The organism is Mesorhizobium sp. (assembly GCF_004962925.1).
Classification (GTDB): Bacteria; Pseudomonadota; Alphaproteobacteria; order Rhizobiales; family Rhizobiaceae; genus Mesorhizobium.
Map to the genome: position 1 here is coordinate 39,408 of NZ_SUEO01000002.1, position 21,304 is coordinate 60,711.

Sequence of the window (21,304 nt, forward strand, 5' to 3'; positions counted from 1 at the left end):
GATCATCGCCGACACCAACTTCCCCTCCGATTCGGTGGCGCGCCAGACCGTGCTCGGCCGGCTGCTGCGCATCGACGCGCCGGCCGCAGACGTGGTCAAGGCGGTGCTGTCGCTCTATCCGCTGGACAATTTCGTCGACGACGCAGCCGCCCGCATGGAGATCGTCGGCAAGCCGGACGAGGTTCCCGCCGTGCAGAGGCAAGTGCAAGACGAGATCGACGCTGCCGAGGGCAAGGCCTGGCCGATGATTTCGGTCGAGCGTTATGCATTTTACGAGCGCGCCAAGAAGGCCTATTGCGTCATCCAGACCGGCGAGCGCCGCTTCTATGGCTGTTTTGCGTTCCGCAAGGGCGTCGTGCCGCCGGATGCGGAGTAGGAGATGCCCGGCAAGCCCGTCGTTATACTCGGCGTCTTCGTCGCCGACACTGCCTACCGCGCCGTCCGCCAGCCGCGCATGGGCGAGACGATCCTTGGCACATCCTTCACACTTGGCCCGGGCGGCAAGGGCTCGAACCAGGCGGTTGCGGCCGGCCGTCTCGGTGCCGACGTGACCTTTTTGACGCGCCTCGGCGTCGATCCCTTTGCCGATATGGCCAGGCAGACCTGGGCGCAGGCCGGCGTGAAGAGCGCCGTCATCGACACGCCGGAAAGTTATACGGGTGCGGCCTACATCTTCGTCGAGGAGACGACCGGCAACAACGCCATTATCGTCAGCCCCGGTGCCGCCATGCTGATTTCGCCTGCCGACATCGAGGCTAACGCCGGCCTGATCCGCTCGGCCGGCGTCTTCGTCACGCAGCTCGAGCAGCCGATCGAGGCGGCGCTGCGGGCGCTGGAGATCGCGCGCGGGGCAGGGGTGACGACCATCCTCAATCCGGCGCCGGCGGCAAGCCTGCCTGAGCGCATCTATACGCTCTGCGACTATGTCACGCCCAACGAGACCGAAGCCGAGGAATTGACCGGCATCAAGGTTTCCTCTCTCGACGATGCCCGCCGCGCCGCCGACAGTCTGCTCGGCAAGGGCGTCGGTGCGGCGATCATCACGCTTGGCGAAAAAGGCGCGCTGCTGCACACGGCCAGCCGTTCCGACCATGTTCCCGTGGTCAATGCCGGCCCGGTGGTCGAGACCACGGGCGCGGGCGATGCCTTCAATGGCGGGCTGGCCGCAGCATTTGCGAGAGGGGTGGAACCGCTGCAAGCGGTCCGCTTCGCCTGCGCCGTCGCGGGAATTTCAGTCACCCGGCCCGGCACCGCACCGTCGATGCCGACGTTGCAGGAGGTCGAGGCGTTGCTGGCTAAGGGTTGAGGCCGCGCAGCCTCACCGGCGCTCTCCACTTTGTTCCGTTCCGACCACGGGTTACATATTAGCCACAGTTAATGTAAATCAGCAAACCTGTCTTGCGCCATTGGCATAGTTGTCCCGTAATGGGTCACTAGGTCTGGCGCCGCAATTGCACGGACAACAATACCGGGGCCAACGTTGCCCCGGCAGTCCGGGGGGTAGTCTGGGGGACCCTGCCGCTTCGCAAATGGAGCGGCGGGCTCTTTCACGGCTGAGTTTGAAAGCCGCCTAAATTGCCGAAACATCGGGGTGCTGGGTCTGCGGCAGCTAGTTAGCCACGAATGCCCGACAATTCCCGGACCTCTGCCCGCAGCGCCCGGATCTCCGCGAGGATGGTGGCCTGATCGCTATGCAGCGTTGCCCTATCGGCCGATTCTACCGCCTCGTGCTCGGCCTCCATCGCCGAAACGATCACACCGATGAACAGATTGAGCACGGTGAACGAGGTCGCGATGATGAACGGGATGAAGAACAGCCAGGCGGTCGGATAGACCTCCATGACCGGGCGTACCACGCCGTCAGACCAGCCTTCGAGAGTCATGACCTGGAAAAGCGTGAAGAGCGATTCCGGTATGCCGCCGAACAGTTCGGGAAAGGAAGAGCCGTAGAGCTTCGTCGCCATCACCGCAAAGACGTAGAACACCAACCCGAGCAACAGCATGATCGAGCCCATGCCGGGCAGGGCGGTGATGAAGCCGGTGACCACACGGCGCAGCGACGGAACGATGCTGATCAGGCGCAGGACCCGCAGGATGCGCAGCGCCCTCAGCACGGAGAGCGAACCGGTCGCAGGGATAAGCGCGAAACCGACGACGAAGAGGTCGAAGATGCGCCACGGATCGCGGAAGAAATGCGTCCTGTAGACGATCACCCGGATTGTGAGTTCGAGCACGAAAACGCCGAGGATTGCGCGGTCGATGGCCGTCAGGAGAGGGCCAAAAGCAGCAATCGCGTCGGGCGAGGTCTCGAGGCCGAGCGTGACGGCGTTGATCAGGATCAGGACCATGATCGCGAGGTCGAAGCGGCGCGATTCGATGAGCGATTTCAGGGCGTCCAAGGCTTCTTCTCCGTTAGAGCATCGACCCAAAAGTGGGAACCGGGCCCAAAAGTGGGAACCGGATTTGGGAAAATCCAATGCTCAAACGCATATGGCCGGCTTGTGACGCAACGAATACAAAAAGTTGAAACTCTCAGGAAACTGAAAGTTGAAACTTTTTGTACGAAAGGACTTGAGCCATTCAAAAAGAATGGCGCGAGTGACGGGGCTCGAACCCGCGACCTCCGGCGTGACAGGCCGGCACTCTAACCAACTGAGCTACACCCGCGTAAGACGAGCACGTGTCAGCCGTGTTCGTCGTTGGGGCGGTGGATAAGGGGTAAGCTGCCGGGTGTCAAGCGGAGCAGGACAGCATAACAGCAAACAGGAGAAGGTTTTTTGACAGGCAGGATTTTGTTGCCGAATCCGATCAGCGGCGAAGGCATTGCGTGCTCATTTGGCCTTGCGAAGCTTGCCCTAACTGCTTAAAGGTCCGGCCCGGAGCGGGCGATTAGCTCAGTTGGTAGAGCGCTTCGTTTACACCGAAGATGTCGGCGGTTCGAGCCCGTCATCGCCCACCACATAACCGCTTGGTTTAGTCTTGTTCGCTGATCGGCTCGCTTGCCGATGTGGCCGACTGCCCCGACGATGACGGGCCGCGGTATTTTCGACGACGCGCACGAAGGCACAGGCGCTCGGGACAAACTGAGCGCTTTCCGCGCGTTTGTGGGGTTAGAGCAGGGCGGGCTCGGCGGTTACAGATCCATCGAGCGAACACGCGCCATCTGTGTCGGACCCACCGAACCGGCCATAGGCCGAACGCGGCGGCGTCGCCGTAACTCGAACAGGAGTTGCGTTTAGCTTTGAAATATACTTTTGTAGCTAGGTGAGGTAATCAACCTGCGAAGTGCCATTATTGTTTTAATTTACTGTTAACCACGTGTCGGGTGAAATTATTTGAGTTAACGCTTGAGGTCACTATCAAGGTTATAGTACGTACCTCGCCGATATATGAGTTGTAGTAATGTGCGGATTCGGGGGCTATTTCGGTTCGATCCGGGATGCGGAAGCTTTGCTTACGCGCATGACGGCTGCGATCGCCCATCGCGGGCCGGATGAGCAAGGGAAATTTGTAGCACCCGACGCTGGGCTCGCGCATGCGCGGCTGTCCGTGATCGGGATCGGTGATGGCCAGCAACCGATGTCCGACGTGTCAGGCAATTTGACGATTGCGTTCAACGGCGAGATTTTCAACTACGTAGAATTGCGCGAAGGGTTGATAGCCAAGGGCCGACGCTTCCGTACGTCGAGCGACACAGAGGTCATCCTGCAGCTGTATGACGAGCTGGGCGAAGACTGCCTACCTCTCCTGAACGGTGATTTCGCCTTCGCGCTATGGGATAACAGGCATCGGCGTATGGTGCTTGCACGAGACCGGATGGGTGTCCGGCCGCTGTTCTTCACCAGCAAGGACGGAGTGCTCTACTTCGCCTCGGAGATCAAAGCCCTGCTGAAGGTCCCCGGCGTCTCGGCCGAAATCGATCCGATTGCACTCGATCAGATCTTTACGCTGTGGGCGCCGATTGCTCCGCGCACGGCTTTTCGCAATATCCACGAGTTGGAGCCGGCAAGCGTGATGATCGCGACTGAGGGGCAAGTCATGGTCAAACGCTATTGGCACCTGGACTATCCGCATCGGGACGCGCCGTCGAAGGTCACGAACGAGGACGACGCGGCCGAGGAACTGCAGGCGCTTTTGACCGATGCGGTGAGACTTCGCATGCGGGCCGACGTGCCGGTCGGTTCTTATCTTTCGGGTGGGCTCGATTCATCTGTTGTATCGGCGCTTGCCGCCGGCATGACGCCTCGCAGGCTGCAGACATTTTCCGTGACGTTCGACAGCACCGAGCACGATGAAAGCGCCTTCCAGACCGAGATGGCTTCCGCACTTGGCACCCATCATCGAGCCATTGCCTGCCGACCCGGCGATATCGCTCGTGTCTTTCCCGACGTCATCCGCTTTGCCGAGCGGCCGATCATCCGCACGGCCCCGGCGCCTCTCTACCAGCTGTCCGGCCTCGTCCGCCAGGCTGGCCTGAAGGTCGTGCTGACCGGCGAGGGCGCCGACGAGGTCTTCGCAGGCTACGATGTCTTCAAGGAAGCGCGTGTTCGCCGGTTTTGCGGACGTCAGCCGGCATCACGCATGAGACCACAGCTGTTCCGCAGGCTTTATCCCTATCTGCCTGGTCTGCAACAGCAATCCGTGGAGTACCTGTCCGCATTCTTTGGCACCGGCAACACTGCCCTCGACGATCCGCTATTCTCGCATCGGCCGCGCTTCAAGACCACGGCGGCGGCGAAGATCTTCTTTTCCGGTGACCTGCGTGCGGCCTTGAAGGGCTATGACGCGGCCGAGGACCTGGCCAGCCGGTTGCCCCAAGCATTTTCCCTGTGGCATCCACTGCATCAGGCACAATATCTCGAAACCCGCTTCCTCCTGCCGGGCTATATCCTCTCCAGCCAAGGCGATCGCATGGCCATGGCGCACGGCATCGAAGGACGTTTCCCTTTCCTCGATCCTCGTTTGGTGGAATTCGCAGCAAGACTGCCGCCGGAGATGAAGCTGAAGGGATTGGTGGAAAAGCACATACTGCGCAAGGCAGCCAAGCACCTGCTTCCGACGGCGATCCGGGAGCGTACCAAACAACCTTACCGAGCCCCGGACGCCAGCTCCTTCGTTGGAGCCGGAGAACTGGATTACGTGCGCGACTGCTTGAGCGAAGCGAGCATCGCTGCCGGCGGACTGTTCAACGCCAAGGCGGTGGCGAGCCTTCATGAGAAATGCCGCACGCAGCCAGTATCCGGGTTTCGAGACAACGCGGCCTTCGTCGGCATTTTGTCGACGCAGCTGTGGCAGAAGAATTTCACCGGCCAAGAGGTCGGTGCAGCAAAAGCAGCCTGAGAAATCCAGGGAAGGAAAGAAGAATGGTTACAATCAAGGACAAGGTCAGAACTTTTATCGTCGACAACTTCCTGTTTGGCGATACGTCATACCAGCTTTCGGATACAGCCTCACTGATCGAGAACGACATCATGGACTCGACGGCCGTACTGGAACTCGTGGCTTTCATAGAGGACAATTTCGGCATAGCGATGGTCGATTCCGACGTCGTGCCGGCCAATCTGGATTCGATTGAACGTCTCTCATCTTTCATCAGTGCGAGAGCAAAGGCGCTGGCAGCGTAGGTGCGGTCGGCGAGGAGCGTCCATGCGGATCGAATCTTTCCTGGTCGCCAAGGCCGTTGCCCATCCCGCCAAAACGGCATTGATCACCAAAGACAAAAGGTTGAGCTTCGAAGAACTGGACGATCTTTCGAGCCGCCTGGCCGCCGCCCTTTTCGCGAACGGCGTCAGGCGCAACGACCGGGTCCTGATCTTCATGGACAATTGCTGGGAGGCCACGGTTTCGATTTTCGCCGTCCTCAAGGCGGGGGCGACGTTCAGTCCGATCAACGCATCCACCAAGGCCGAAAAGCTCGCCTACATAATCGGCGACTGCGACGCTGCCGCGATCCTCACGCAGGCAAAACTGATGCCCGTGGTCGCCGAGGCGTGCGGATCGAGCGGCAAGACCGGCATCTTCGTGGCTTCCACCGTTGGTGCCGATAACCAATGCCCGGCAGGGGCGACATCCCTGGCGGATTGCCTGACGCTCGAAGCCAGTGAGATCGACCACCGCGGCATCGACGTCGATCTGGCCATGCTCATCTATACCTCAGGCTCAACGGGCCGGCCCAAGGGCGTGATGATGACGCACCGCAATTGCGACGCGGCCGCGGACTCCATCACCACCTATCTGCGCAACTCGCCGGACGACATCATTTTGAATGTTCTTCCGCTTGCCTTCGACTATGGCCTCTATCAGTTGCTGATGGCCGTCAGGCTCGGCGCCACGCTCGCGCTCGAAAAGTCCTTCGCTTTTCCTCAGGCGGTCTTCGAACGCATTCGCGAGGAGGGCGTCACCGGTCTTCCACTCGTGCCCACGATGGCAGCGATGATCCTGCAGATGCGTGACCTGACGCCGGGCTTCCTGCCCAGCCTTCGCTATATTTCCAATACGGCGGCGGCCCTGCCGCAGACGCACATAGAACGCCTGCGCTTCCTTTTTCCCGGTGTCAGGCTCTATTCGATGTATGGCCTGACGGAATGCAAGCGCTGCACCTATCTGCCCCCCGAGGAGCTCGATCGCCGGCCGGGATCGGTCGGAATAGCCATTCCGAACACCGAAGCCTTCGTCGTCGACGACCACGGGCAAATCGTGCCAGCGGGTATAGCGGGTGAGTTGGTCATTCGCGGGCCGCATGTCATGCAGGGTTACTGGCGAAACGAAGCTGCTACCGAACGGACCCTGCGGCCGGGCCCAAACCCTTGGGAGAAGGTTCTCTACACCGGCGATCTGTTCAGAACCGATGAGGACGGCTTTCTCTATTTCGTCGGGCGCAAGGATGACATCATAAAGACGCGGGGAGAGAAGGTGGCTCCGAAGGAAGTGGAAGCGGTGCTTCACGCCCATCCGGGTATAGCGGAGGCCGTTGTCGTCGGCGTGGCGGATCCGCTGCTTGGGCATGCGATCGGCGCGCTCGTCATACGCTCGGACCCGACGCTCAGCGAAAAGGATGTCATGCGCCACTGCGCGCGTCATCTCGAGGATTTCATGGTTCCCAAGGTCATCGAGTTCCGCTCGGAATTGCCAAAGACGGATACGGGCAAGGTCAGCCGCCGGCTTGCGGCGGAAATGATGGAGGCCGCCCAATGAGTGTTCGCCCGAGCGAGGACGCAAAGACCATCCTGGCGCAGGCTCTGGCGATCGATCCAGCCGCCGAGACGGAAAGGATCGTGACCGCTTTGCGCCAGCAGTTGCGCGGGATTCGCAAGCGCGGCCTCACGCTCGGTCTTTCGGGCGGGATCGATTCAAGCGTTTCGGTGGCGTTGGCGGCGCGAGCCGTCGGGCCTCAGAATGTCCTGTGCCTGTTCATGCCGGAAAACGATTCCGACCCGGAAAGTCTGCGGCTCGGCCGCCTTGTCGCCGACACTTTCGGTGTCGAGGCTATTGTGGAGGACATCGGGCCGACCCTGCGCGCCATGGGCTGCTACCAGCGTCGCGACGCCTTCATCCGCGAACTGGTCCCAGAATACGGCGAAGGCTGGGCCTCGAAGATCGTGATTGCGAACGCCCTCGAGAGCGAGGGCTACAATATTTCGTCGCTGGTGGTCCAGGACCCCAAGGGCAAGCAGACAAAACTAAGAATGCCGCTCCCGGTCTATCTCGGGATCGTCGCTGCCACCAACATGAAACAGCGCACCCGCAAGCAGATCGAATACTATCATGCCGATCGGCTGAATTTCGCCGTTCTTGGAACGCCCAACCGGCTGGAATACGATCAGGGGTTCTTCGTCAAGAACGGTGATGGCGCGGCTGACGTCAAGCCGATCGCACATCTCTATAAAACGCAGGTCTATGCGCTGGCCGCCTATCTCGGCGTTCCCGAGGAAATCCGCAACCGGCCGCCTACCACCGATACCTACTCGCTGGCGCAGACGCAGGAGGAGTTCTACTTCTCGCTTCCCTATGACCGCATGGATATTTGCCTTTGCGGCCTCAACAAAGGCGTGGCGGCCGAAGTGGTGGGGCAGGCGGCGGGACTAGACGCCTCGCAAGTGGAACGCGTCTGGGCCGACATCACCGCCAAGCGAAAGGCCACGCGCTATCTGCACCTGCGCCCGCAACTCGTTGATGAGGTCGAGGAAGTCGGTACCTGACCTGCCTCTCCAACCCGGCCACGGCGAGCGCTTCAGGTGAAGCGGCCGCCGATCAGCTGGCTCCACTGCTCGCCCGCAAGCCCGTTCAGGAAAGCTTGCGAGTTCTTCATTGCGTCCAAAAGGTCGGGATCGCGTGAATGCACCACGGTCGAGGCTACGGTCAGGAAAGCTATGCGTCGCCCAAGCATTGCTTCCAGAAGTGCAGGTTGAATGCGCCCGCGCAGGCCGCTGACGCCGCGTGCGGCGGCATGATCGATCAGGCAGTCGATCACGGAACCCGCCTGGCCGGGGAGGGCGAGGATCTGCAGCACGCGACCGATTTCACCCGCCCGTGCGTGATAGGCGAATGCGCCGACATTGATGCCGACTGGCGATGTCACGGAAACGTAGACAAGCTCGCCCAGATCCGGCTTTTGTGCCGCATCGGTCAGGATATGATCGAGTAGGCCTTCCGCCCACGCCGGGCGCAGAGCGAACTGGGCGGTCAACGGTTCGACGAGCTTGGCAAATGTGTGGCTGTCGATTTCGGACATCCGAAAGGCTCCATGGCCTGCCCCGTCCGCCGCCACACCGGACCAACGTCGTTCGCTGGAATTCATTCGTCTGCAATAAAATCGGTCGAGGGCATGGGCAAACGGACTGAGTATTCGGACAAGCTTCATGCGACTGGCGGAAAGGCCGAGCACAAAGGTCGACGGCCGCATTACGCGTACCCAATCGAGACTGTATTGCGGCAGGACCACGCCGCGCAGCCGGGTCCACAACCTCGTGGAGATATCATTGGCCGTCTCGCTGAAGGAGATGTCCTGCGGACCATCCAGATAAGCTTTCAACAAGCGGGCGCCGGCCATCGGGTCGCGCTCATGATCCTCGACCATGAGCGAGCTGCAGATGGCGGCTCGTAATTGTCGGCCGTTGAACTGCATCGGCAATACGTGAACGCCGACAAACCCGGAGACGCGGCCGGCGTCGTTGACGTGGACGAGCGACCGCAGATCGCCTCCGCAACCCGGCGCCTTCAGATAAAACCGTCTCATATATTCGATGAGCGCGGCCGGCGCTTCGGTCCGCTCTTTGCGCAGCACGCGTTGAAACATGCCCGCGACTGCCGGAAGATCGGCACCTTCAAGGGCGCGAATGACGCTCAAGAGCGGCTCCCGGCACCGGAGTCCCGTCCACGGCGTTTCGGGACCATGGCGACGGCGGGGTTCCCGTTGGCCATCGCGGCGAACGTCAGGCGTTCGTGGCGGCGCCTCGGCCAGTTGCAATCGCTCCGGTGGCCGAAAGGAGAGCTGTGATGCTGCGGCAAGGGTAGCTCTTTGCTTGAAGGGATGAAAACCAGCGTCGTTGCTGTTACCAACTTCGGGTAAACCGATGTTAAAGTTTTGGTAGCGAACCGAGTGCATTGGCGCGGCTCACGCCTTGTGTCGTCGGCGCCGCGGACCGTCTGGCGAGGCCTCAGCCTGCAACGTCCTGCGCGGAGGCAAGTCGCTTGGCGACATAGACGCAATCCTTCGGCGGTTGGACGTCCTGCAGCACCTCGAACCCGACAGCCCTGTAGAAGTTCAGCGCGTCAATATTCCGCCGCATGACCTCGAGGCAAAGTCCGGTTGAGCCGCTTGCGGCAAGGCGCTGCTCGAGAAAGGCCATCGCTTGCCTGCCGATGCCTTTTCCGCGCGCCTGCGGCAACAGGTCGATATGGCCGTGCGAGGGATAGGCGACCAGCGCTTGGCGGACAGAAAGATCGGGATGATGAATCCTGTGCCGCGCCCAATCGCTGCCTTGCCAGCGGGTGCTGTCGGGTCCCGGATCGGTCACGCTGGCTTGAAGCTCGGGATACCAATCCGTTGCCAATCTCGCGTTGAAGGAATTTGTGTCGGCTGCGCCAAGGAGATAGCCGGAAACACCCGTGGGGCCATCGACGACGAAGGCCAGATCGGGTTCGAAGACCTGGTAGGGGATGGTGTAGACCAGGCCGAGCAGATCCGGATCGTCTTCGCGGTCGGTCGCGTCCTTGCCCGCGTCGCCGGTCTTGAGGCAGATCATGGCAAGTGCTGCGCGATCGGCCGCCGTTGCCTGGCGCAGAAAAAAACCGTCGCCGAAATCGAGAATCATGGCGGAAGCAGCCGAAAATCCTTGCCTTCGGGCAGCAGCTGCCCGCCGTCGACGATTATGGTCGTGCCGGTGATGTAGCTGGCGTCGTCGGAGGCCAGGAACAGAAAAGCATTGGCGACGTCGCGCGGGCTGCCGAGGCGGCCGAGCGGGATGGCGTCTTCCATGTTCTTGATGAAGGCCGGGCCGCGATGCAGCTGGATTGCTTCGGTGAGAATATTGCCGGGCTCGACGCCGTTCACGGTGATGCCATAGCCCGAGAATTCGAGAGCGGCCGAACGGATCAGGCCGTTGATGCCGGCCTTTGTCGCCGAATAGTGGCCGTGGCCGGGGCTGGTGACGTGCGGGCCGGTGATGGAGGAGGTGAACAGCATGCGGCCAAAGTGCTGCGCTTTCATCGGGACGAGCGCGGCACGGGCGGCATTGAAGCTGCCGCGCAAATTGACCGCCATGACACGGTCCCAGTCCTCTGGACTTGTGTTTTCCAGCAATTGCCAGGGATAGATGCCGGCGTTCTGGACCATGATGTCGAGACGGCCGTGACGTTCGAGGGTCAGCGCCACGGCGGCCTCCGCATCGGCCATCTGCGAGATGTCGGTACGGATAAAGGCAGCACCGAGCTCGTCCGCGGTCGCTTGCCCGGCCTCAATCTCCGTATCGGCTAGGACCAGCTTCGCGCCCTCTTCGGCAAAGCGATGTGCGATGCCCTTGCCGATGCCGCGCGCACTGCCGACGATCAGCGCGATCCTATCTTCGAGACGGCCGGTCATGCCAGCCTCTGGCGGATGGTTTGCTTGAACGCGTCGAGCAGCACGGCGGCAAGCACGAGCAGGCCGTGGATCACCTGGGTAAAGTTGGCCGGCAGGCCCATGAGGTTGATCGCAGTGTTAATCGCCGACAGCAAAAGCACGCCGGCATACACGCCCGGCAAAGTGCCGACGCCGCCCTTAAGGCTGACACCGCCGATGACGACGGCGGCGAAGGCATTGAACAGCAGACCGACGCCGAGATTGGCGGTGGCGCCGGAGGTGCGGATCGCCAGCAGCCAACCGGCAAGACCGGCGATGGTGCCTGCAAGAACGAAGGCAATGACGAGGTTCCGGTTCACGCGGATGCCGGCGCGGAAAGTTGCGGTTTCGTTGCCGCCGATCATGACGAGATGCCTGCCGAAGGGTGTCTTGGCCATGATCAGCGAGAAGACCACGAAACACGAAATGGCGATCCAGGCGGTGAGGGGCAGGCCAAGAAGGCGCTGAATGCCGAACCAGCGGATTGCCGGCGCAAGATCCTGTGCCGAGCGGCCGCCGGAAATAACCAGCACGAGGCCGCGCACCCAGATGTAGGACGCCAGCGTGATGATGAAAGCACTCATCTTCACCTTCACCACCAGGTAGCCGTTGATGACGCCGATGATACCGCCGACAACTAGGGCGAGCAGCAGCGAAACCGGAACCATCAGCCATTCCGGGTGCAATTGAACGCCAAGGCCGATACCCGCCGAGCAGAACAGGATGCCGACCGCCATCGCGCTGAGCGCCGCCACGGATTCGACCGACAGGTCCATGTGGCCGGTGATGATGACCAGCGCCAGGCCGATCGACATGACGCCAAGCACGCTCGACGCCTCTACGATGTTGGCGAAGATGCCGAGCTGGAAATAGTTCGGAATGAAGATGGAGAAGACCACCAGCACGAAGACCAGCATGAACCAGACGAGGTTGTCGAGGGCGAACTCGAGGGCGTGGCGCGTGCGGGGATTCATGTGCTGATCCGGCTGGCGCATGCCCGAAAACCGATTTGGTTTTCCGAAAGGATCATGCGCGGATTGAAATTGCTGCAGCGTCCCTCTTGCGTCTGTTCGAACGCGCCGGGCTGCAGTGGTTGGGCTCCGGGCCAGCGTGGCCCGAAGCCCAGGCGACCTTGCTATTCGACCGGCTTCACCGTATCCGAAGGCGGCTTCAGATTGCCCCAGAAGGCCGGGTTATCGACATTTTCCTTGGTGATCGCAGCGCCGGGGATCTTGATGTTCGGCCCCCAGGCTTCCTTGGTCACGGTCGACTTCAAGCCGAGCACTTCGTACTCTCCCGGCTTGATCTCCTGCTTGTTGACGACCTTGTCCATGAACATGGCGACAGCGGCGGCCTGAGCGTAGAGCGGCTGCTCGACTTCGACATTGAGCCAGCCCTTGCGGATCAGGTCGAGGCCGACCGGCGCGCCGTTCGAGCTCATCAGCATGACGTCGCCCGGTTTTTTGCCGGCGGCCTCGAGCGAGGCGACGGCAGCGACCGAGAGATGCGCGGCGTGGCTGAAGATCAGGTCGATATCCGGGTTGGCGAGAATCTGGTCGTTGACGATGGTGCCGGCTGCATCCGCCGCCCATTGCATGGCCGGCAGCGAGATGATCTTGACGTCCGGGAAAGCCTTCATCTTCTCCTCGAAACCCTTCTGGATGTCGAGCGTGTAGGGGTCGCCAGGATCGCCGAGCACCTGGAGGATCTTGCCCTTCACCGAGCCGTTCTTCGCCTTCAAGAGCTTCTCGGCCTGGTCGGCGGCGACGTAGCCGATCTCGACGGTTCCCGCCACCGACGTGAAGTCGGACGGTGTCGAGGTGATCTGGCGGTCGAATTCGACCACCGGGATGCCGGCGGCGCGGGCGGCCTCGATGGACGGCTTCAGCGCATTGAAATCGACGGCGGCGAGAATGATCGCCGACGGCTTGAGCGCGATGACGTCGTTCATTTGCGATTGCTGAGCGTCAGTCTTGTTGTCGGCGTTCAGCGTCTTCATCTCGTAGCCGACCTGCTTCAGGAACAATTCCAGAGCGCTCACTGAGCCGGTCTGAAATTCATCGAGTAGCGTCGGCACCATATAGTAGACGGTGCCCTTGGACTGCGCGAATGCCGGCGTGAGCGTGGCAAAGGCCAGTGCCAGGATACCGAAGACAGCAAGAAGTATTTTCTTCATGTCGTTCTCTCCTTTTGCGCCGGACCCCTCATTTTGTCCCTCAGCCCGCCGGTCCGGCACCGGCAAGCGTCTCTCCAGTGATCATGTTGATCACTGCGTCGGGACTTGTTTTGTTGCGCGCGACATCGCCGGCCACGACACCTTGCCGGATCACCACGATCCGGTCGGCGACCTGGAAGGCCTGCTGCATGATATGGGTGATGATGACGACGCCGATTCCCTGGCTCGCCACTTGGCGGATCATGTCGAGACCGCGCCGCGTCTGCTCGACACCGAGAGCCGCGAATGGCTCATCGAGAAGCACAAGCTTGCCGCCAAAATGCACGAAACGGTTGAGCTCGATGGCCTGCCGCTGACCGCCCGACAGGTGCTCGACATTGGTTCTAAGCGAAGGGATGCGCGTGCCGGCGCTGGCCAGCGCCGCTTTGACCACTTGCTCCATGGCGGGCTCGTCGAGCACGGGAACGCCCAGAAATTTCCTGGTGATCTCGCGGCCCATGAAGAAATTGGCAACCACATCGACATTGGTGCAAAGCGAGAGGTCCTGGTAGACGGTTTCGATCCCCGCAGCCTTTGCCTCGGCGGGAGACTTGGCGAGGAATTCCTTTCCCTCGAACAGCATGCGGCCGGAGGTCGGCTCCAGCCCGCCGGCGATGATCTTGACCAGTGTCGATTTGCCCGCGCCATTGTCGCCCAGAAGCGCCACCACCTCGCCCTTGCCGATCGAGAAGCTGATCCCCTTGAGCGCTTCGATGGCGCCATAGTTCTTGGTGACGTTATCGAGCACCAGCAGGGGTTCGTTCATGCTGCGATCCCCTTGCCTTGCAGGATATCTCGCCCGCGTTCGCGCTCGGCGGTGAATATCTGGCCGAAGCGTGGCGAAAGCACCCCTGAGACGGCAAGCGCTGCGGCCCCCCGCAACACCGCATGCTGGCCGCTGCGTGCGACGGTGACACGGGGCGTCGTGCGGTCTCCGCGCGCCGAGACCGAGTTGGGGGGATTTGCAACCGAACCAGCCAGCCGTTCAAGCAAATCGGTGGACGCCAGTCCGCCGAGGATGATCGTTTCTGGATCGAACAGGTTCTCGATGATGGTGATGGCGTTGCGGAAGATCGGCCCGACTTCATTAACCCAATCGGCATCGCTGATATTCCGGCGCCGCAGCGCCTCGAGCGAGAGGTATCGTTCGAGGCAGCCACGATTGCCGCAGGGGCACGGCTCGCCACCCGGCACGACAGGAATATGCCCGATTTCGCCGGCATTTCCCCAGGCGCCGCGCAATGCGCTTCCCTCATGCACCATGACGCCGCCAAGACCGACACCGAAGTAGAGATAGTAGTATTCGGAATATCCCGCTCCGAGGCCGTACAGGCGCTCGCCCATTGCCGCCGCCGCCATGTCGGTCTCGAAAAACGCCGGCAGCCCGGTCGAGGCCTCCAGCCGTTCCCGAAGCGCCACGTCCTTCCAGCCGGTCATCGTCGTCGGGCCGATAAAGCTCATCGACTCGACGCCGAAAGGTCCAGGCAGCGCCATGCCGATGCCGAGAACGCGACCGCCAGGGCGCAATCCGGTCAATTCAAGCACCATCGCGCCGATCAGCTCGAAGGCAAGGTCGGGCGTTGCGCTGGGAGCTTCGCGATAGGTGCTCTCGATCACGTCTCCGCTCAGATTGATCAACGCCGCATTGATGCCGAGTGGAGTGACGTGGATACCGACGGCGTAGCCGCCCTCCGGGTTGATCCGCAGGGTCGCCGGAGGCAGCCCGCGCCCCCGCGGCTCTTCGCGCATGGACAGAACGTAGCCATGTTCTTCCAGCTCGCGAACGATGGTCGATACAGTTTGCACGGTGAGCCCGACCCGCCTGGCAATGTCGCCGCGGGCGATCGGGCCGTGAAGGCGGATGGATTCAAGGACGATGCGCCTGTTGTAAGGCCGCCCGAATTCCTGATTGGTTCCCCGCAGTGCCATGTCTTGCGCCCTTAGCAGACATCAGGTTCGCACCGAATATTTATTCAGTCAAATGGAATTCAAAAATAAATTGGTTGCTTTGCCGTTCGCGATGACGAGCCGCAAAGCTGCGCAGAGCAGTTCTGTAGCGATCCTTCGCGCCCCTCTGTCCTGCCGGACATCTCCCCCACAAGTGGGGAGATTGGCAGCTTCGCCTGTGGCGCTCTTCTTGCGTTGGAGATTGGCGAAAGCCGCCGCGAGCACGATCTCCCCCCAAAGTGCCCCAAAGTGGAGAGATGCCAATTTTTGACAAAGAGGGCAGGACAGAAGGGGCGCTGTCCCGCCGACGCCAACAACCTTCCGAACAGGTGTGGCCGAAGGCGTGAAATCTGTCAGAAGCGCTGCGGGGAGCTAAAGATACTGCGCGACCTTCTTGCCGACCCTCAGGAAGCGCAGCGGGTCGATGGCTTCGCCATTCTGGCGGATCTCGTAATGCAGATGCGGGCCGGTCGAGCGGCCGCTGCTGCCGGTCTTGCCGATGACGTCGCCGGTGTTGAGCCTCTCGCCGACGGTCACGTTGATTTTGCTGAGATGCCCATAGCGCGTTGCAAAGCCATTGCCATGGTCGACCTCGACCATGCGGCCATAGCCGCCGTTCCAGCCGGCCTTGACGACGACACCGGGCGCCGTGACCTTGGCAGGCATTCCGGTCGGGGCCCTGAAATCCATCCCCGAATGCAGCGCGGCGGTGCCGAGGAGCGGATCGGTGCGCACGCCGAACGGGCTGGTGACCGAACGGCCTGGGGCGGGATTGGCGAGCGGCAGCCGTCGCGCCTCCGTCTTCAGGCGGTCGAGCGCGTCCAGCGCCTCGTCGAGCTCCTTGACCTTGCTGTCGAAAATCATCGAACTGTCGAGCGGTATCAGCGGACCGCCGGCATCGCTCTTGCCGAAATCGCTGTCGACCGGCAGGCCAGCCGCCTCGAGCGCCTGTGAAATCGCATCGGCGTTTCTATAGGCGTTGTCGGCAAGCGTGGTGATGCGGGTGAGCTGCTGGCTCTCTATGGCCTTCAGCGACTCGTTGATCGACACGAACAGTCTGTCGGCACGATCGGCCGCCGTGTCGCTCGGCAGCGGATCGGAGCGGGTCGACCACAAGGAGAACGGCCTGGTGTCGCCGCCACCAAGATTGGCGCCGATGCTGGCAACCGAATAGGCCTGCGGCTGGGCGTCGGTCACGTCGGCGCGTTTGTCCGGCTTTGCGGACGCAGGTGCCGCCCCGACGTCGCTTTCGGTGCGTTCGAGGATCGGGCCGAGGCGGCCATGGCGCAGGCTGAGCTGGCTCTGCCGTTCCAGCAGTTCGCCAACCTTGGTTTCCATGAGTTGCTGGTCAAGAAGCTGGCGGCTGGTGATCCGGTCGACCTGGGCGCGTAGCGCGGAGATGCGATCCTCATAGGCCTGCTGCATGCGCGCTTGCCGCGCCGTGGTCGCGCCGATCAGGTCGTCGCGCAGCACGAGGTAGGAGGTCGCCAGCAGATAGCCTACGGCCATCGCCGCCAGCGCGGAGCCGCAAAATGCGGCAACCCATGGCCGTATGGTAAAGTGCCTTATCTCGTTGCCCCGGGCGATAATGACCGTGTGGGGCTCCTTGCGCCTGCCAAAGACCGTTGACTGACTGGCTACGTTCACGGGACCAAGCTTTCGTTACGACACCAAACGACAAGCCTGATTACACATCATTAAGGTTAACGGTCGGTTGCTTGCGCAACGGCTTACACCCATGTGTTGCGCCCGAATTGGCGTGAGGCGCAGATTTTACGCACCTCACGCCTCAGTTTGGCTGCCGTAGGCGCCTGCGTCAAAGCGCCCGCACCGCCTCCAGCACCGCCTCGGCATGGCCCCTGACACGAACGTTTCGCCAGATCCTGGCAATTCGTCCGTCGCTGCCGATCAGGAACGTTGCTCGCTCGACGCCCATATAGCGGCGGCCATAAAGTTTCTTCTCGACCCACAGATGATAGGCTTCGATCACCTTGCGCTCCTCGTCGGCGACAAGATCGACGGCGAGGCCATATTTCGATTTGAATTTGTCGTGTTTTCGGACGCTGTCCGGCGACAAGCCGATCACGACGGCACCGAGCTTTTCGAATTCCGGCTTCAACTGCGAAAAGCCGATCGCCTCATTGGTGCAGCCTGTGGTGTCGTCCTGCGGATAGAAGTAAAGTACGACCGGCTTTCCCAGCAATGTCGCGAGGCTGAGTGACCCGCCCCCGTCTCGGGGAAGTTCGAATTGCGGCGCAAGCTCGCCGACGTCGAGATCAGCCATATCGATGCCCTTGTTTGTGGTTACGCGCCAAGCCGCATCGATATAATGTCAAACCGGGATTCGTCCACCGGTCGAGTTCGTTCAACGGAAAATTGTGTGGATCAGGAGCAGCCGCAGCACGAGAAGATCAGATTCAGGCGTGATGAGATCACCGACCTGGGAGCCTTCCCGTCCGCGTGCCGCGTACCGCCGCTCGGCCAGGCGTCGATCGGCCGCGGCGTTCGTGTTCTTGCGCGGCTGTTTGCCGGCCTTGTGGCCCTTGTGCTGCTGGCCGCTGTCGCTGTGTATGCGATCGGCATGTCCGGGTTCGGCGCCGAGCGGCTGCGGACCGAGGCGGAAACGGCCATCGAGAAATTGGCCGGCGTCGACGTCGATGTTGCGGTCGGGCCGGCCCGTCTCACGCTCGACGGATCGAGCTTCATCGCGCTGCAGGTCAGCGATGTCAGCCTCAAGACCGCCGACGGCAAGCCGATGGCCGATGCCGGGCGTGTCCGTTTCGGCATAAGGCTGATGCCGCTGCTTTCGGGCGAGGTGCGGCTCACCAGCGCCAGGATTTCCGACGCGCGCATCATGATGGCCGCGATCCCGACGGCTGGCGACTGGACGGCGGCGCTGCGCAATGAAGATGGCCTCATCGATCCGGAAAGACTATCCAATGCGGTTTTTGCCAACCTCAACCGTGCGCTCGACACGGTGCAGGTGGATTCGATGCGTCAGATCGACCTCAGCAATGTCGATCTCGTTCTGCCCGAGACCGGCTCGGTCAAACTGGTCAGGATCACCGATGCCACCGTTGCGCAGTCAGGGCCAGGCGGCATGGAGTTTTCATCCGACGCGGATGTCGACGGCAGGGCACTCACCATCGCTGCCACAGCCACCCGCGATACGACGACGCGGCGCGTGACGGCGTTGGATGCCAGCGTCGAGATAGCGGAGGCCGACCCGGCCGCGGCAGCGCCAGGCGGGAAACTGGGCGCGATTGCCTTGAAGCTGGCGGGATCGGAAGGATTCGGCGAGAACGTGTCGCGGCTGACGGCCTCGTTCTCGCTCGCCGGTTCCGTGCTCGATCTCGGCCCGCGTGCGGGGATGCTTCCAGCCGACGTCGATCTCAATGCGACACTTGTCGCCGGCGCCAACAAGATCCAGGTGGACCGGCTGCAGGTGAGGACCGGTCGCTCGACGTTCGATTTCGCCGGCTCGATCGGGCCGAAGCCGGCGACTGGAACAGCGGGCGAGGAGCCGTCCTACCGCTACGATTTGACCAGCGACCGCTCGACGCTGGCGCCTTTGGAATCGTCGGAACCTGCGCTCGATTTCACCGCCCGCGTCGCCGGCGTCTACCAGACCAGGAGCCATAAGCTCGTGGCCGAGCAGATCGGGATCAGGTCCGGGGGAGCCAGCGAGGCGCTGGGCACGGCGTCGGTCGAGTTCGTCGAGGGAAAGGTGCCGGGCATATCTGTCGCCTTCAATGTCCACGATATGCCGGTCTCGCATGTCAAGCAGTTGTGGCCCTGGTTTTCCGCGCGAAACGCCCGCCTTTGGGTGCTGAAGAACCTGTTCGGCGGCCGCGTCATTGACGCCAGCCTGCAGTTCCAGGTCGTGCCGGGGCGCCTGGGCAACGGGATTCCACTATCCGCCGATGAAGTGTTCGGCCGTTTCCAGATCGAAGGAGCGCGCTTCGATACGGCCGGTCACATTCCGCCGATACGCGATGCGGTCGGCGTTGTTGAATTCCACGGCAACGACGTCGACGTCACGCTCTCCTCGGGCAACGTCTATATGGTCAGTGGCCGCACGGTGGCGGCGAGCAATGGCACGATGACGGTCAAGGCGGCAAACCGCCCGCCGGTGATCGGCGTGCTCGACATCGACGTCGCCGGCGAGGCGTCTGCAATCGCCGAGCTCGCCTCCTACGAGCCGATCAACGCCATGCGCCATGTCGGCCTGCTGCCGGACGACCTGTCCGGCACGGTGACCGGCCACGTGAAAGCGGACATTCCGCTGCAGTCCGGCGTCGACACCTCGAAGCTCGATTGGCTGGTGGCGCTCGATTACAAGGACCTGTCTCTGGCCAAGCCGTTCGAAGGCCAGGCGGTGACGGAGGCCAACGGTTCGATCACCGTCGAGCCCAATCGGGCCGTGATCTCCGCCAAGGCGCTGCTGAACAAAGCCGGGCCGCCACGCAGCCGGAAAGTGGCGCTGGTGCTCGACGACAAGATGCGCGCAACCGCCATGCCTGGCCTGTCGGCGCTGCTTTCCGGAACCATCAAGGTTGCGATCGACAAGAGCGGCGGCAGCAACCAGACTGTTTCGGCGGATCTGACCAATGCCAGGCTGGACATTCCGTGGGCAGGCTGGAGCAAGGGACCCGGCATTCCAGCCAAGGTCACATTTGCCATGACCAAGTCCGGCGACACCACGACGCTGTCCGACTTCGACCTGGATGGAAAGTCTTTTTCGATCGACGGCGGCGTGGTGCTGGTCAACGGTGCCCTGTCCTCGGCCCGGTTCAGCAAGGTCACGCTGAACCGGGGAGACGACGTTGCCGTATCGATGAAGCGATCGGGCAAGGGCTATGCAATCGACATCAGCGGCAATGCGCTGGACGCGCGTTCGCTGATCAAGCAATTCACGTCCGATGTCGACACCGCCACCAAGGCCACGGGCTCCGACGCAATTTCCGTCAGCGCCGATGTCAATTCCCTGACCGGCTTCCACAACGAGACACTGTCGAACCTGAAGCTCGACTACAGCGCCGCCGGTTCCAGGGTGAACGGGCTCAGGGTCAGCGCCACGGCAAGCTCGGGTGCTGCCATAAGCATCAGCAATACGACCGGGGCCGGCCGGCGCGCCCTCAACATGACGTCGGCCGATGCCGGCGCCATCCTGCGGTTCCTCAACATCTACGAGCACATGGAGGGCGGTTCGATCACGCTGGCGCTCGCTGGGGCAAGCGATGGGCCGATGAAGGGCCAGGTCGATTCGAGCAACTTCTTCGTGGTCAACGAACCGAAGCTCGCTTCGCTGGTGTCGACGCCGCCGGCGGGCGACAGCCGCAGCCTCAACGAAGCTGTCAAAGCCAATATCGACACGTCGAGAGTGAAGTTCGAGCGCGGCTTTTCCGAGATCGAGAAGGGCGCCGGCTATCTCAAGCTGGCCAATGGCGTGCTGCGCGGTCCACGCATCGGCACCACCTTCCAGGGCACGCTCTATGACCGGAACAACAACATGGACATGACCGGCACGTTCATGCCGGTCTATGGCCTCAACCGCATCTTCGGCGAACTGCCGCTTTTCGGCGCGCTGCTCGGCAATGGCCGCGATCGCGGGCTGATCGGCGTGACCTATCGGCTCAGGGGCGATGCCAACAAACCGAAACTGGACGTCAATCCGCTGTCGGTGATCGCGCCCGGAATTTTCAGGTCGATCTTCGAGTATCGGTGAGGTCAAAACCCAATCACTCGAGCGACCGAGTCTTGACCGTAAGCGGACTCTAGCTCGCCCCGGCCGAATTCACGCCCATGACCCATAGACGACAGTTTCCGCGCACGTAAGGAATGGCAGCTTTTCGCTACATTTCGGCCGTTTAGGCCGCCTTGAGGCTGTCGTGAAAGCTGCCGGTGACCTGCCGACCTGCAGCGTGGCGCAGACATGGCCGGCCTTGGGCGCGGTCATCGGAGTTCCGCAGATCAAGGCCGTTCTCGTCAAAGAAGACCGGCGACACGAGGACCGAGGGCGAGCTGATCACGTGGCGGACGGG

The 21,304-nt window shown here is 62.0% G+C and carries 18 protein-coding genes and 2 tRNA genes; 8 read left to right on the forward strand and 12 right to left on the reverse strand.

Translation table 11 applies throughout. The features are described 5' to 3' along the window. A partial coding sequence (locus E5W87_RS01075; RefSeq protein ID WP_292393123.1) for an RbsD/FucU domain-containing protein occupies nucleotides 1-376 on the forward strand: 376 nt, incomplete at its 5' end. Between the two features lie 3 nt (nucleotides 377-379). Then, a complete protein-coding gene (gene rbsK, locus E5W87_RS01080; RefSeq protein WP_292393125.1) occupies nucleotides 380-1,306 on the forward strand; it encodes a ribokinase in 927 nt (308 codons plus the stop codon). Between the two features lie 307 nt (nucleotides 1,307-1,613). Here the strand turns inward: rbsK and E5W87_RS01085 are convergent, their stop codons facing one another. Continuing rightward, on the reverse strand, nucleotides 1,614-2,399 hold the full coding sequence (locus E5W87_RS01085) for an ion transporter (RefSeq protein WP_292393127.1): 786 nt from the start codon (nucleotides 2,397-2,399) through the stop codon (nucleotides 1,614-1,616). A gap of 191 nt (nucleotides 2,400-2,590) precedes the next feature. After that, nucleotides 2,591-2,667 (reverse strand) — tRNA-Asp (locus E5W87_RS01090). A 216-nt stretch (nucleotides 2,668-2,883) separates the two neighbouring features. Here E5W87_RS01090 and E5W87_RS01095 point away from each other — a divergent pair. Continuing rightward, nucleotides 2,884-2,959 (forward strand) — tRNA-Val (locus E5W87_RS01095). A 332-nt stretch (nucleotides 2,960-3,291) separates the two neighbouring features. Here E5W87_RS01095 and E5W87_RS01100 read toward each other — a convergent pair. After that, complete coding sequence (locus tag E5W87_RS01100) at nucleotides 3,292-3,576, reverse strand: hypothetical protein (RefSeq protein WP_292393306.1); 285 nt, start codon at nucleotides 3,574-3,576, stop codon at nucleotides 3,292-3,294. On the opposite strand from E5W87_RS01100, the gene asnB reads away from it, so the two are divergent. The 4 genes from asnB to nadE are packed head-to-tail and all read left to right on the forward strand — an operon-like array spanning nucleotide 3,463 to nucleotide 8,198. Further along, the gene (gene asnB, locus E5W87_RS01105) at nucleotides 3,463-5,340 is read left to right on the forward strand and encodes an asparagine synthase (glutamine-hydrolyzing) (protein ID WP_292393297.1); all 1,878 of its coding nucleotides are present in this window, start codon (nucleotides 3,463-3,465) and stop codon (nucleotides 5,338-5,340) included. The genes E5W87_RS01100 and asnB overlap by 114 nt on opposite strands. Nucleotides 5,341-5,363: 23 nt before the next feature. Continuing rightward, complete coding sequence (locus E5W87_RS01110; protein ID WP_292393129.1) at nucleotides 5,364-5,624, forward strand: acyl carrier protein; 261 nt, start codon at nucleotides 5,364-5,366, stop codon at nucleotides 5,622-5,624. A 22-nt stretch (nucleotides 5,625-5,646) separates the two neighbouring features. Next, complete coding sequence (locus E5W87_RS01115) at nucleotides 5,647-7,194, forward strand: class I adenylate-forming enzyme family protein (RefSeq protein ID WP_292393131.1); 1,548 nt, start codon at nucleotides 5,647-5,649, stop codon at nucleotides 7,192-7,194. Continuing rightward, nucleotides 7,191-8,198 carry an NAD(+) synthase gene (nadE, locus tag E5W87_RS01120; RefSeq protein ID WP_292393133.1) on the forward strand — a complete coding sequence of 336 codons (1,008 nt, stop codon included), beginning with the start codon at nucleotides 7,191-7,193 and terminating at the stop codon, nucleotides 8,196-8,198. Before E5W87_RS01115 ends, nadE begins: the two co-directional genes overlap by 4 nt. A 32-nt stretch (nucleotides 8,199-8,230) precedes the next feature. On the opposite strand, the gene E5W87_RS01125 is transcribed toward nadE, so the two are convergent. The 9 genes from E5W87_RS01125 to E5W87_RS01165 all read right to left on the reverse strand — a co-directional run bounded on the left by E5W87_RS01125 (nucleotide 8,231) and on the right by E5W87_RS01165 (nucleotide 17,544). Beyond that, on the reverse strand, nucleotides 8,231-9,346 hold the full coding sequence (locus E5W87_RS01125; RefSeq protein WP_292393299.1) for a hypothetical protein: 1,116 nt from the start codon (nucleotides 9,344-9,346) through the stop codon (nucleotides 8,231-8,233). A 310-nt stretch (nucleotides 9,347-9,656) separates the two neighbouring features. Then, nucleotides 9,657-10,313, reverse strand: a complete 657-nt coding sequence (locus E5W87_RS01130) for an N-acetyltransferase (protein ID WP_292393135.1) — start codon at nucleotides 10,311-10,313, stop codon at nucleotides 9,657-9,659. Beyond that, nucleotides 10,310-11,080, reverse strand: a complete 771-nt coding sequence (locus E5W87_RS01135; RefSeq protein WP_292393136.1) for an SDR family NAD(P)-dependent oxidoreductase — start codon at nucleotides 11,078-11,080, stop codon at nucleotides 10,310-10,312. The genes E5W87_RS01130 and E5W87_RS01135 overlap by 4 nt, the downstream gene beginning before the upstream one ends. After that, the gene (locus E5W87_RS01140) at nucleotides 11,077-12,072 is read right to left on the reverse strand and encodes an ABC transporter permease (RefSeq protein WP_292393138.1); all 996 of its coding nucleotides are present in this window, start codon (nucleotides 12,070-12,072) and stop codon (nucleotides 11,077-11,079) included. The genes E5W87_RS01135 and E5W87_RS01140 overlap by 4 nt, the downstream gene beginning before the upstream one ends. Before the next feature lie 161 nt (nucleotides 12,073-12,233). Further along, nucleotides 12,234-13,274, reverse strand: coding sequence for a sugar ABC transporter substrate-binding protein (locus E5W87_RS01145; RefSeq protein WP_292393140.1), 1,041 nt, complete (start codon nucleotides 13,272-13,274; stop codon nucleotides 12,234-12,236). Between the two features lie 40 nt (nucleotides 13,275-13,314). Next, a complete protein-coding gene (locus E5W87_RS01150; RefSeq protein ID WP_292393142.1) occupies nucleotides 13,315-14,079 on the reverse strand; it encodes an ATP-binding cassette domain-containing protein in 765 nt (254 codons plus the stop codon). Continuing rightward, the gene (locus tag E5W87_RS01155) at nucleotides 14,076-15,242 is read right to left on the reverse strand and encodes an ROK family transcriptional regulator (RefSeq protein WP_292393144.1); all 1,167 of its coding nucleotides are present in this window, start codon (nucleotides 15,240-15,242) and stop codon (nucleotides 14,076-14,078) included. Before E5W87_RS01155 ends, E5W87_RS01150 begins: the two co-directional genes overlap by 4 nt. A gap of 390 nt (nucleotides 15,243-15,632) precedes the next feature. Further along, the gene (locus E5W87_RS01160) at nucleotides 15,633-16,907 is read right to left on the reverse strand and encodes a M23 family metallopeptidase (RefSeq protein WP_292393147.1); all 1,275 of its coding nucleotides are present in this window, start codon (nucleotides 16,905-16,907) and stop codon (nucleotides 15,633-15,635) included. Nucleotides 16,908-17,076: 169 nt separating this feature from the next. Next, the gene (locus tag E5W87_RS01165; protein WP_292393149.1) at nucleotides 17,077-17,544 is read right to left on the reverse strand and encodes a peroxiredoxin; all 468 of its coding nucleotides are present in this window, start codon (nucleotides 17,542-17,544) and stop codon (nucleotides 17,077-17,079) included. 96 nt (nucleotides 17,545-17,640) lie between these two features. Here E5W87_RS01165 and E5W87_RS01170 point away from each other — a divergent pair, with 96 nt between their 5' ends. Beyond that, complete coding sequence (locus E5W87_RS01170) at nucleotides 17,641-20,988, forward strand: DUF3971 domain-containing protein (protein ID WP_292393151.1); 3,348 nt, start codon at nucleotides 17,641-17,643, stop codon at nucleotides 20,986-20,988. Nucleotides 20,989-21,304 lie beyond the last annotated feature (316 nt).